Genomic DNA, 12,489 nt, shown 5'->3' with positions numbered 1-12,489 from the left:
AGACGAAAGATCGCGCTCAGTGGATCCTGGTTAGTTGAATGTTAAGCCTGAGTTAGATAGGGCCTGCCGGGGAAAGTTCAAGGCTGATAGCCGTGCGTTAGTGAGGAATCCGGTGACTGCCGGTGTACACTTTCGTTTTGAGTGTTCTGATTCCGCGATACCGGTTATAGATGGAGTTACCCATGTCAATGATGGATTTCTGCCCGCCACAGCATCAGGCGATATTCGCCAAGCGGTGGGAGGGTTGGTGCGCCACTGCTGGGGCGGAAGTTGTGGCGGAAGTGGAAGCTCTGCTTGATGAGCACCGGAGTCCGGCGCTGGCGCGCGTTTTTGTGGGATCGGATTTCTTTGTGCAGCAGTGCAGCCGGCACCCTTGGTGGCTTGCGAGCTTTCTGCGCGAAGAGGACTGCGGGCTGGTGGCGCCGGATCTGGAGGAAATCGAAACTGAGGAGCAGTTGGAGAAGGCGCTGCGGGATCTGCGCAACCGGGTGAATACCGAGGTGATCTATCGGGATTTTGCCGGTCAGTGGGATATCCCCACCACCTGTGCGCGATTGACCCGGTTGGCGGAAGTGTGCATTCAGACGGCGGTCGACTGGCACCGGGAAAAGATGGTGGCGCGCCACGGTGAACCGCGCAGCCGCGATGGGGATATCCAGCCGATGGTGGTGTTGGGGATGGGTAAGCTGGGGGCGCGGGAGCTGAATCTTTCCTCCGATATTGATCTGATTTTTGCCTACCCGAAGCCCGGTCAATCAGATGGCGAGAAGCCATTGGAAAACCAGGCCTGGTTCCAGCGCCTGGGCCAGCGGCTGATCAAGTCCCTCGATGCGGTTACCGCTGACGGTTTTGTGTTCCGCGTGGATATGCGCCTGCGTCCCTACGGTGACAGCGGCCCGTTGGTGAGCCATTACGCGGCACTGGAAGACTATTACCAGACCCAGGGGCGGGAGTGGGAACGCTACGCCATGATCAAGGCACGCCCGGTGGCGATGAGTGGAGCGAGCGCGGCAGAGGCGGCGGAGGAGCTGATGGAATTGCTGCGGCCGTTTACCTATCGCCGCTATATCGATTTCAGTGTAATCGACGCCCTGCGGGAGATGAAAACCCTGATTCAGCGCCAGGTGCGCGCCCGCGGTCTGATCGACAATATCAAGCTGGGTCGCGGTGGTATTCGCGAAGTGGAATTTATCGCCCAGGCATTTCAACTGATTCGCGGTGGGCGCGAGCCGGATCTGCGGGTGCGTAATATTCTGAAGGTGCTGCCTTTGCTGGAGGAGGGCGGTCATTTACCGGAAGGTGCTGCGGCCGAACTGCGCGATGCCTATTTATTGCTGCGTCGGGTCGAGCATGGACTGCAGGCGGAAAAGGATCACCAGACCCAGACGCTGCCGCCAGAAATTGAGCGCCGTGAGCAGTTGGCCTTCGCGCTCGGTTACGACAGCTGGGCAACATTGGAAAATGCACTGGTGCAGGCCCGCGCGGCCATCGAGCGTGAGTTCGACGAGGTGATCGCGCCGCCGGAAGAAAGCAGCGAGATAACCGACTCTGACCAGTGGGAATTTCTCTGGGCGGGGTGTGAACGCGCCGACGATCGCGACAGCTGGCTTGAGCAGTTGCATAACGCCGGCTTCCAGCCTGCCGCCAAAGCCTTGGAAGCGCTTTCCAGTCTGCATGGTGATCGCATCGTTGCCGCGTTGCCTGCCACGGGTCGTCAGCGTCTGGATCAGACAATGCCGTTGTTGCTGGCTGCAGCTTCCGAGGTGAGTGAGCCTTTACTTGCGCTGGGGCGGGTGCTGCCTTTGTTGCGCTCGATTCTGCGTCGCAGTGCGTATCTTGTCCTGATCAACGAAAATCCGCCGGTACTGAACCAGCTGCTGCGCCTGTGCAGTGCCTCCCCGTGGATCGCCGATCTGCTCGCGCGTCATCCCATTCTGCTGGATGAAATGCTTGACCAGCGTCGTCTGCTGCAGCCCTCCACCGCAGCGGATATCGCCGACGATCTGCGCCAGCATATGCTGCGGGTGGATGAAGACGACCTAGAAGCGCAGATGGAAGCCCTGCGCCATTTCAAGCAGGGCCAGAGCCTGCGTATTGCCGCCCAGGAAGTGACCGGCGCGCTGCCACTGATGAAGGTGAGTGACTCCCTGACCTGGCTTGCGGAAGCCATACTGCAGCAGTCGCTGACCCTCGCCTGGCAGCAGGTGGTGGAAAAGCACGGCGAGCCCAAGGACGCCAGCGCAGAGGATATGCGGTTTTCCATCGTCGCCTACGGCAAGCTCGGTGGCCTGGAGCTCGGGCACGGCTCCGATCTGGATATCGTGTTTGTACACGACGCCGACAGCGCCGGCTATACCAGCGGCGAACGGTCGCTGGACGCGCAAAGTTTTTACACCCGCCTGGCGCAGCGCCTGATCCATATCCTGCAGACCCGTACGCTCAGCGGCCCATTGTACGAAGTGGATACCCGCCTGCGGCCCTCGGGGAATTCCGGCCTGCTGGTGACGTCACTTTCTGCGTTTGAAAAATACCAGCGCGAGAGCGCCTGGACCTGGGAACACCAGGCACTGGTGCGCGCGCGCCCGGTTGCTGGCAGTCAGCGCCTCGGATTGGCGTTCGAAGATCTGCGCACCAGGTTGTTGTGCGAGGTGCGGGATGAACAGAAATTGCGTAAAGAGGTGGTGGAAATGCGCAATAAGATGCGTGCACACCTCGATAAGAGCAATGATCGACAATTCGATCTCAAGCACGGCCCAGGCGGTATTGTCGATATTGAATTTATGGTTCAATATGCCGCATTGGCCTGGGCGCAAGGCGCCCCTTCGATCGTGCGGTATACCGATAATATCCGCATACTTGAAAGCCTCTCCGAGGCGGGCCTGATGCCGGCCCACCAAGCCGCGCATTTGATCGACGCCTACAAAGCCTACCGATCAGAAGGTCATCGCCTGGCATTACAACAGCTGCCGGGGGTTGTATCCGGTGACCAATTCGAAGCGGAAAGAAAGACCGTTGAAACAACTTGGCAGCAGATGTTGGGCTGAATTCCCTTTTAAGGGATTTCTGTGCCTCGCCATTCCCGCTGCCCGCTTAAACTGTTTTTCACCTGGTTCTGTGCTGTAGGAGCCAGCCTGCTGGCGAACTGATTCGATCATCCCTTTTCAGGGCTCGACCATCCTCCCCCAGGCCTGAACTCCTACAGAGTGCGTAATAGAATTTTGTAGGAGATCCCCATGTCTTTTGCCGATCGAGACGGCGTTATCTGGTTTGATGGTGAGCTGGTTCCCTGGCGCGATGCCCGGGTTCATGTGCTTACCCACACCCTTCACTATGGAATGGGTGTTTTCGAAGGTGTGCGCGCCTACGAAACCGCCGATGGCGGCACCAGCATCTTCCGTCTGAACGAACACACCCGCCGCCTGTTCCGTTCCGCCAAGATCATGAACATGCCCATGCCGTTTGACGAAGAACAGCTCAACGAAGCGCAACGTCTGGTGGTGCGAGAGAACGGCCTAAAGGAGGCCTACCTGCGCCCGATGGTGTTTTACGGATCTGAGGGCATGGGACTGCGCGCGGATTCCCTGCAGACCCATGTGATTGTTGCCGCCTGGGAGTGGCCGAGCTACATGACCCCGGAGGCCCGCGAGCTGGGGATCAAGGTCAATACCTCTTCCTATACCCGCCACCATGTAAATATTGCCATGTGTAAGGCCAAAGCCAATGGCAATTACATCAACTCTATGCTGGCCCTGCAGGAAGCCATCCGCAATGGCTGTGAAGAAGCCCTGCTGCTGGACCCGGAAGGATATGTGGCCGAGGGCAGTGGCGAGAACTTCTTCCTGGTCAGCGATGGGGTCATATACACCCCGGAACTGACCTCCTGTCTGGATGGCATTACCCGCGCGTCGGTGATACAGCTAGCAGACGAGTGTGGCTACCAGGTGAAGGAAAAGCGCATCACCCGCGACGAGGTGTATATTGCCGACGAAGCCTTCTTCACCGGCACCGCCGCAGAAGTCCTGCCGATCCGCATGCTGGATGGCCGCACCATCGGTTCGGGCCGTCGCGGTCCGGTCACCAAGCGCCTGCAACAGATGTATTTCGATGCGGTACAGGGCAGGAGTCAGGCACATATGGGTTGGCTCAGTGATGTACATGAGACCTGTGAGGCGGTAGCCGCGTCGGCCTGATTTTTAGCTCGGCGGCAACGGAAAAAGGGCGGATACCCTTCGGGGATCCGCCCTTTTTTTGTGCGTTTTCCGGCTGATTGCTGTTTCATAGAGTCGTCTTCGCTTTACCCATACAATATTGCGTATCGAAAGAGAGGTGTTTCGGGAGAGAGAAATTGGCTGTGTGGGACAGAACGTATGTTTTCTAGTCTGTTGAAAGGGCGGCTTCGCAAGCACGACCGGGTGAATAACCGCAAGTTGGAGTCCGTGCTCCGGGTGCAGCTGTTACAGCAGCAGGTGCTTGGTTGTAGTGATATGGGGGTCGGAAACGATAAAGAGCACAGCATCGTTGTGTCTCTCACCTCATTCGATCGTCGCATCCATAATGTGGTGTACGCGGTGGAAAGCGTGTTTCAGCAGTGGCTGAAACCGGATGTGGTGGTACTGTGGTTGTCTCGAGAACAGTTCCCGGAGGGACAGTTACCCGAGAGTCTGATACGTCAGCAGAAGCGCGGGCTGCAGATTTTCTATGTCGAGGACCTCGGCCCCTATACCAAGTATTTCTACGCGTTTGAAAAATATCCGGACAGCCTGATCATCACCGTCGACGACGATACCCTGTACCCTCCGGACATGATCGATCAGCTATACCGCGCATGGCTTCGCAACCCGACCTGGATCCACTGCCATCGTGCCCACCTGATGCAGCTGGATAAGCGCGGCAAGCTGAAACCCTACAGCGACTGGTATGCTGACTGGCGCTGGCAGAATTGCGACGGCGAGTCTTCACCGTTGGTATTTCCGACCGGTGTCGGTGGTGTGCTGTATTTTCCCGGCTCGTTGCACGACGACGCTTTCGCCAAGGACAAATTCCTCACGTTGTGCCCCGGTGCGGACGATGTATGGCTGAAGGCCATGAGTCTACTGCAGGGTACGCCCTGCGCGAGATTGCCCGATACCCGGGACTGGTCCGGGCGCTTTTTGACGGTGGACGGGTCTCAAGAAGTGGCGCTGCAGCAGGAGAACTGGCGCTCCAGGGGGGGCAATGACTGTAAAATCCGCGCGGTATTTGAGAGCTACGATTTGTATCGGTTTTTAAACGAAGTGCCGTAACATTGAGGCGGGGCGTTTCGGCACAAATTTTGTGCCGTACTGCTCATCTGATTCTGCTGAAAAGGCATCGCACCTCCCGCCCCCTAGGTTGTTACTTTTGAGTATTGCGCAGCTGGCTCAGTACCAACAGTACGGCAAGCGGTATCCAGTAGAAAAACCACATGTAGTTCGGTTTGGTGAGCGGTTGCTGGGCATACACCAGCATGGCCAGTACGCCGAAACCGAACCAACCAATGTATACCGCTTTCAGCCAGTCAATCTGCCGATAGTTTTTCAGGACTGTCAGGCCCACTGCTGCCAATTGCCATAGGAAGGCGCTCAGACCGAGCACCCCACAGAAGCGCGCAATATCCACCAGGTAATTATGCGGGTGTGGTAATGTCGTGTGGAGATCGAGGAATACCTTGTGGGATAGGCCATTACCGATCCATGGCGACTGTGCGAAGCCTTCCAGCGCCTTGCTCCAGAGTTCAAGACGGATAGAGTAGGCGTTACTTCTTTGCAGAAGGGGAAGCTCGCCGAACATCAGTTGGTAGCCCAGTGGCACGGCGGCGATGATTACCAGAACAAGAATCCCCTTGGCGGCTTTGCTGCCAAGGGTACAGACCGCGAACAGCAGTGCCAGGATCGCCATGACGATCGGTATTTTGGTTTGGGAAAAGAAGATATAGGTACAGCTGGCGAATAGTGCGGCCGCTGAAATCAGTCGCCATTTACGTGATGTAAGCGTAAGACCATAGCAACAAAAGAGTGCGTGAAAGCCGTAGAGCATTCCCGTCTTGTCGATGTCGCCCTCAAGAGAAATGCCGCCAATTCGGCGGAAGTCAGTAAAGCCTCCGTCTTGCCCATACATGATCAGTGAGGCGATGGCGGAAACCAGGCCAACGGGGATCAGCCATAACAGCCAACGCTCAAGGGCGGCCTCGCCCTTCTGCTCCAGTACAAAGTAGAGGCAGCAATAGAAAAGGGCCAAATAGGCAACCAGCTTAAAGTAGTATCCCGGCTCACGGAAAACATCGGCTTGTGTCTTATCCGCCCATAGTGTTGATAGAGCCAGTAGCAACGGCGGCAACATGAAAGTAGCGAACTGCCAGGACCAGAGGAATTGGAAGTTTCGCCGCCAACATAACAAGAGCAGGGTTGTGGGGAGCAGTGTTATGTAGAAGGCGGTTTGCACCCGCGCAATCTTGGGGGCGAAGTAGTATGCACAGAGGATCAGGATCAGGGCGGCGCCGGCAAATGTGACAAGTGACGACAGCCAGCGGGAATCTTCTTGTCGGAACAGCATGTTCGTCGGGTTGTTGGGGACTGAAGGGGTACTGCTTGTTCCGAACATCTGGTCACCGATTGAGGTGGAGTTTACTGGCGGAGTCTGGGGCCCGGCCATTTTATAATGGGTCGAAATTATACTGCCGTGGGGGAGGGCTTCAATACTGCCCTGGTAACCTTTTAGTAATTTTCTGGCCGACGCAACTTAACGGGAGCTGTGTATGTTGGACTTCCTCCTGGGCGGCGGTTAGGCTCCGGCTCAGATCTGTGAGGTTTGGCCGTCTGGCCGGGAGTTTTAGTTGTCCAATCCGATACTCGATATCGCCATTTGTACCTATCGGCGCCCTCGGCAACTTGAGCATGTGCTCAGTAGTCTGTCTCAAATGGCGCTGCCGGATACTCTGGAAACCCAGATCTCCATTGTTGATAACGACCCGAACGGTAGCGCCGAATCTCTGATATCCAGCCTGTGCAATAGTTTCCCGTTGAGGCTGCGGTATTACTGCGAGGCCCGGCGGGGTATTCCATGTGCTCGCAATCGCGCGATCGAGGAGGCCCATAGGCACGGAGCCCGTTATCTGGTGTTTATCGATGATGATGAGTGGGTGGAGCGGTCCTGGCTGGTGAATCTCGTTAGCTGCGCCTTCAAATTGGGTGGGAATTGTGTGGTAAGCGGCCGTGTGTGCGCTCGGGTACCGGATGGTACCTCACCCGTAATGGCTGAATTCTACGAGCGGAATTGTTATATCACAGGAACGCGGCGGCAGTACTGTGCGACAAACAATGTACTGATTCCGATAGCGGTCACTCAGGATCTGGGGTTGCGATTTGATGAGTCCCGCCCGTTTGCCGGGGGGGAGGACACCCTTTTCTTTACCGAAGTGGTGAAGAGGGGTATTGAGATCGTGTTCTGTGCGGAAGCCGTGGTGTACGAAGTGATTCCGCGGGAACGGGTGAGTGTGCGCTGGCAGTCGCGGCGCAAGTACTCGGCGGGCACCACTCAGGCTGTTCAAAAAATGGCCTGTGGTCGCGGCCGGCTGCGTATTCTCCTCTCGGGCTTTTTTCAGTTGCTGGCGGCATTTATCAAAATTCCCTTTCTCCAACTGGGTGGCCGCCGGGATGACGCCTACCGCAGTTGGTTGAAGGTTTGTCGCTCAGCAGGCATCGTGACCGGCTCCATGGGAGCCCGATCGGATTTCTACCGCACGCACAGCTGAGCACACGCTCAGCCATCTAACCGTTTATGTTGCCGTTTATTTCTGGCCTGCCCACGCAATGATACTCAATTCCCGATTCTGCGACCTGTAGCGGGTCGTACAGATTGCGGCCGTCGAAAATGACAGGGCTTATCAGGCCGGAGGTCACTGCACCCACGTCAATCGCTTTGAACTGCTGCCACTCAGTTGCAATGATCAGCGCTTCGGCATTGGCAAGAGCACTTTCCTTGGTTCCACACAGCTGCAGGTCCGGACGGGCACCGTAGATTCTCTGGCACTCTTCCATCGCCTCCGGGTCGAACGCCTGGACACGCGCACCGCGCTGCCAGAGCTCTTCCATCAGCACCCGCGCAGGGGCTTCGCGCATGTCGTCGGTATTGGGCTTGAATGCCAGCCCCCACAGGGCAAAGGTTTTCCCGGAAAGGTCGTTGCCATATCGCTGCACGATCTTGTCCAGCAGATAGTGTTTCTGGCTGTGATTGCGCTCTTCGACCGCATTCAGGACCTTGGGCTCAATGCCCAGCTGCGCGGCAGTAGTCTTCAGGGCCTGAACGTCCTTCGGGAAGCAGGAGCCCCCGTAGCCGATACCCGGGTAGATAAAGTGATAGCCGATGCGAGGGTCGGAGCCGATACCCTGGCGGACAGCTTCGATATCCGCGCCCACACGGTCAGCAATCACCGCCATTTCATTCATAAAGCTGATCTTGGTGGCGAGCATACAGTTGGCGGCATACTTGGCCAGTTCCGCACTGCGCACATCCATCACAATCACCTTGTCGTGGTTGCGATTAAATGGTGCGTATAGCTGACGCATCTTCTGTTCTGAGGCATTCTCTGAGGTGCCGATAATAATACGGTCCGGCTTCATGCAGTCCGCTACCGCAGATCCTTCCTTGAGAAACTCTGGGTTTGAGATTACATCGAACTCGAGATTGAGTGCGTTGCGCTCTTTCAGAGTGCGAGTCACCTCTTCGCGCACTTTGTCCGCAGTGCCCACCGGTACCGTGGATTTATTGATGATGTACTTCTTGCCGTCCATGTGTTCGGCAATAGTGCGGGCCACAGTAAGTACATAGCGCAGATCCGCAGAGCCGTCTTCGTCTGGTGGGGTGCCGACCGCGATAAAAATAAGATCGCCGTGCGCTACACCGTCTGCGGCGCTGGTGGAGAAACTAAGGTTGCCAGATTCGTTGTTGCGTTTGACCAGTGGCGCCAGTCCCGGTTCGAAAATGGGGATGTGGCCCTGCTTCAGGCGTTCGATCTTGTCTTCGTCAATATCAATGCAGGCCACTCGATGGCCTGCCTCTGCCAGTACGGCCGCCTGTACCAGGCCAACGTAGCCGGTACCAAAAACGGTAACATTCATTCTTCTGTCTCCAGTTTCAAGGATATCTGCTTACGCAAAGCATTAGCGGCGCAGCGGCAAAAAATACAATTTTAGCGGTGAAGCGTGTCAATGGTGCTGCTTCACGGGATTACTGCGCCCAGACGTAGTCGTGGCTGAACCGGGCTCCTGTAGCTGCCTCGACAATGTACTGAGCATACAGGGTGTTGTTTATTTCCCGATGAAAGAAATCTCTGCATCTGCCCGCCCAATGGCGACGCTTGGCGTCGTCATGGTGAAATTCGGTTAGTTGGTCGAGTAAGGTATCTTCGCCGTCAAAGTAGGCGAGGGTCTCGCTCGGCATAAAGTCATCAAACTCGGCGGCTTTGTGCGTAAGAATCAACAAGCCATTGCCGGCCATCTGAGCGATACGCGCGGAAGAGTACCACTGATAGCCTTCCTGCCGATTGAGATTCAATCCCATTTTGCTAGTGGCGAGTTTGCGTTCGTAATCTCGCCCCCAAAGGGTCGGCTGACCGAACATTCCGGGGGTATGGAAACGGAAATCGCCTGGGAGGGCCGTTTTCAATCTGGAAACCAGCTTTCCACGCTCGGTGTGACTTTCCGATTTGCTGCAAAAAAGCAAATCTGCCTGCAAGGTGGGATCAGTGCCTGCGAGGTTGCTGACATCAGCGGTTTCCTCGCTGGGATCAACGGGGTTCGGCATATGCCACAGTTTTGCCCGAATACCGCTGAATGGTGCTAGGTCCCTGATGCCTGTGGACACAAACATGGCGTCGGCGACGGCGCAGCGCGATTGGATATTGGTGGCGTTGCGGGGCACAAACAGCGGGTCGTTGTTGCACCCCGCGAGGATGATATCCGGGTGTCTGCGGCGTATCTCAAGAAAGGTCGCGTTATCGATCAGGTCACAATGGCCAAAGATGATCAGCTCGGGTTGAAATGCATCCACAGTCTGCATTAGGCGTATGTTGGTTTTTTTTCTACCGAGGTCGCGGATACCCAGTGGCGCTTCAAATTTTGCGACGTCGCGGTCACTGAATGCGAGCACATTGTATCCCGCACGGATCAGTCCGGTGTAAAGCTTCCGCGCCCAGCTGACCCGTAAGTGGCCGTACTTGCGGTACTGGTGGTGGTCGATATGAAGAATGCGCATAGGAAAAGCAAAACCAGGCAAGGCGGCAGGCCGGGCGCTGTGGCCCAGACGGGTTGTTGTGCAGCATTATACTGCTGTGAAAGCGGTGTTCAATTGGTGGAGGCGGCGTACCGCCATAGGTGATGCGGATGGGGAAAACTGTATTTTCACCTGCACCCTGGGGTAGCATTTCGGCCTGACTGCTACCTGTACACCCAATGACTGCCGCTTCCCTCGGTCTCGGCAGAGAGCTCGAATGAGGCTGACGTCTTGCTAACTATCTGGCGATTTCTCGACGGTAACCGGGCGCACGAGAAACAGAGTGCGGCACTGCTTCACGGAGTGAGTGAATTGGTGGGTTCTGACGGTGTGCAGTCATGCGATGTTAGCTGCGAGCAGTTACATCAGTGGCGGCCTGGAGCCCTACGCCGGGCGTTGGAGGTAGCGGGAGCGACGGAGCTCGGGCTGCCCAACTTCATTATTGGAGCTGGTCACCGGTGCCACTTGCCAATGATCGCAGCGCGACGGAGCTTTGGTGGCCGCAGCGTAGTGCTGATGAAGCCCAGTTTACCTGTTAGCCTGTTTGACTTTGCGGTAATCCCCGAGCACGACCGCCCACCACCTTTGCCGAACGTCCTGACTACATTGGGCGCACTGACCGGTCCACTGCCGAAGGCCCCGGCGCAACCGAATACCGGGCTTATTCTACTGGGAGGGCCAAGTCGGCACTTTGCCTGGGATTGTGTGGCGCTGGAGCGGGATATCAACCAGCTCGCGGCAAGTTCTGTGCGCTGGACCCTTGCCGATAGTCGTCGCTCGCCGGATTCCTCGCTGTTGCGGTTGGCGCAGCCTGAGTTCAATGTGGTTTCCTGGAGTGAGTGTGAGCCGGGCTGGCTGGAACAGCAGTTGGCTTCTGTGGAACAGGTGTGGGTTACGCGGGACAGCATCTCCATGGTGTTTGAAGCACTGCAGAGTGGCGCGCAAGTAGGGATACTCAACCTCCCATCGCGTCACCGCAAGAACAAGGTTTATTCGGCGGTGCAGCGCCTTGTGGACCTCGGCCTGGTGACCACCAGTCTCGACGATGCCGCAAAGTCCCCTGTTATCCGGCGAGAGCCTCTCAACCAATATCGACAGATAGCGAGCGCGTTACTCCGCCGCTGTAACCTGGATTTTTCTCAATGACAGAGCAACCTCCGCGCACCGTCTGCCACCTGTTTATGAGCAGTGAGTTTGGTGGTCTGGAGAAGCACGTGATGGAGTTGGCTGCTTGGCAGGCTGACCGTCAGGGCGTGAAAGTGTCGATTATTGCCCATCCGCGATACCAGAGACAGTGCCCCATCGGGGTACAGTTTATTCCACTGGATACCGATCGCAGCCGCCGGCACCCAGTATTGCTAGTCAGCCTGATAGGGATATGCCGGCAACGTGAATTTGATGTGCTGCACGGTCACGGGGGCAAAGCCGCCGGGGTAATGGCCATGTTGCGGCGGTGGATTCCCGGCCGCAAGGTGATCACGCGCCACAATATCACGCACCCCAAAGACCGGATAGCGGCCCAATTCCCACTGCGTATCGCTGTGAGCCGAAAAGCCATTGCCAGTTCTAGGCTCCGGTGGAGCGTGATACCCAATGGTACCCATACACCGGAAGCGGGATTGCCGCGGCCTCAGGCATGTGAACAAGGCGTGAGGGCCGTGCTCGCGGTAGCCCGCCTGGTGCCGGCAAAAGGGATAGACCTGCTGTTGCGTGCTTGGGCACGGGTGCGGCCGGAGAATACCCGCTTGTATCTGGTGGGCGACGGGCCTGATCGGCAGCAGCTGGAGTGTCTGGCGAAAGACCTACAACTCGCCGACAGCGTGCGCTTTGTGGGGTATTCCAGTGATGTCAATGCCTGGATGCAGGCTGCTGAATTTATGGTGGTGTCATCTCACAAGGAGGGCGCCCCTTATACCGTGGTCGAGGCATTGCTGAATCGATGTCCGGTTGTTTCCACGGATGTGGGCAGTAATCGGGAGTTATTGCCGCACGCTTTTATTGCCGAAAGCGTCTCCGTCGACGCGATTACCGCCTTGCTGGAAAAAGCTCTGGGTAATAGTCAAGAGTTGCAGGAAGTCTTCTCGCCAGTATTTCAGTATGCCCGGGAGCAACTGACAGTAGATGCAATGGCGCGCGCCACCTGGTCTGTATACCTGTCTTCTGAGGCGGCCTGTAAGTGAGCCGTTGCCGAGTATCACTTCA

Annotated in this window: 9 protein-coding genes; 6 read left to right on the top strand and 3 right to left on the bottom strand. The window is 56.8% G+C overall.

Going from position 1 to position 12,489, the window contains the following annotated elements; genetic code table 11:
* The first annotated feature begins 182 nt into the window (after positions 1-182).
* The 3 genes from glnE to AU11_RS11075 all read left to right on the top strand — a co-directional run bounded on the left by glnE (position 183) and on the right by AU11_RS11075 (position 5,282).
* Positions 183-3,044: a bifunctional [glutamate--ammonia ligase]-adenylyl-L-tyrosine phosphorylase/[glutamate--ammonia-ligase] adenylyltransferase gene (gene glnE, locus AU11_RS11085; protein WP_051687193.1), complete on the top strand. Its 2,862-nt coding sequence runs from the start codon at positions 183-185 to the stop codon at positions 3,042-3,044.
* Positions 3,045-3,233: 189 nt separating this feature from the next.
* Positions 3,234-4,190, top strand: coding sequence for a branched-chain amino acid transaminase (locus AU11_RS11080; protein WP_043319395.1), 957 nt, complete (start codon positions 3,234-3,236; stop codon positions 4,188-4,190).
* Positions 4,191-4,367: 177 nt separating this feature from the next.
* Positions 4,368-5,282, top strand: a complete 915-nt coding sequence (locus tag AU11_RS11075) for a hypothetical protein (RefSeq protein WP_043319394.1) — start codon at positions 4,368-4,370, stop codon at positions 5,280-5,282.
* Between the two features lie 91 nt (positions 5,283-5,373).
* Here the strand turns inward: AU11_RS11075 and AU11_RS11070 are convergent, their stop codons facing one another.
* Positions 5,374-6,618: an O-antigen ligase gene (locus AU11_RS11070; protein ID WP_197023824.1), complete on the bottom strand. Its 1,245-nt coding sequence runs from the start codon at positions 6,616-6,618 to the stop codon at positions 5,374-5,376.
* Positions 6,619-6,850: 232 nt separating this feature from the next.
* Here AU11_RS11070 and AU11_RS11065 point away from each other — a divergent pair, with 232 nt between their 5' ends.
* Complete coding sequence (locus AU11_RS11065; protein ID WP_051687192.1) at positions 6,851-7,768, top strand: glycosyltransferase family 2 protein; 918 nt, start codon at positions 6,851-6,853, stop codon at positions 7,766-7,768.
* 16 nt (positions 7,769-7,784) lie between these two features.
* On the opposite strand, the gene AU11_RS11060 is transcribed toward AU11_RS11065, so the two are convergent.
* Together AU11_RS11060 and AU11_RS11055 are read right to left on the bottom strand one after the other, a co-directional pair.
* Positions 7,785-9,134: a UDP-glucose/GDP-mannose dehydrogenase family protein gene (locus tag AU11_RS11060; protein ID WP_043319392.1), complete on the bottom strand. Its 1,350-nt coding sequence runs from the start codon at positions 9,132-9,134 to the stop codon at positions 7,785-7,787.
* Between the two features lie 109 nt (positions 9,135-9,243).
* Complete coding sequence (locus tag AU11_RS11055) at positions 9,244-10,269, bottom strand: glycosyltransferase (protein ID WP_043319391.1); 1,026 nt, start codon at positions 10,267-10,269, stop codon at positions 9,244-9,246.
* Between the two features lie 321 nt (positions 10,270-10,590).
* On the opposite strand from AU11_RS11055, the gene AU11_RS11050 reads away from it, so the two are divergent.
* Complete coding sequence (locus AU11_RS11050; RefSeq protein ID WP_369797831.1) at positions 10,591-11,433, top strand: ELM1/GtrOC1 family putative glycosyltransferase; 843 nt, start codon at positions 10,591-10,593, stop codon at positions 11,431-11,433.
* A complete protein-coding gene (locus tag AU11_RS11045) occupies positions 11,430-12,467 on the top strand; it encodes a glycosyltransferase (RefSeq protein WP_043319384.1) in 1,038 nt (345 codons plus the stop codon). Before AU11_RS11050 ends, AU11_RS11045 begins: the two co-directional genes overlap by 4 nt.
* The last annotated feature ends 22 nt before the right edge of the window (positions 12,468-12,489 follow it).

The organism is Microbulbifer sp. HZ11 (assembly GCF_000708675.1).
Classification (GTDB): Bacteria; Pseudomonadota; Gammaproteobacteria; order Pseudomonadales; family Cellvibrionaceae; genus Microbulbifer.
The sequence above is the reverse complement of the archived record's forward strand: the minus strand, read 5'-3'. Positions and strand labels throughout refer to the sequence as shown.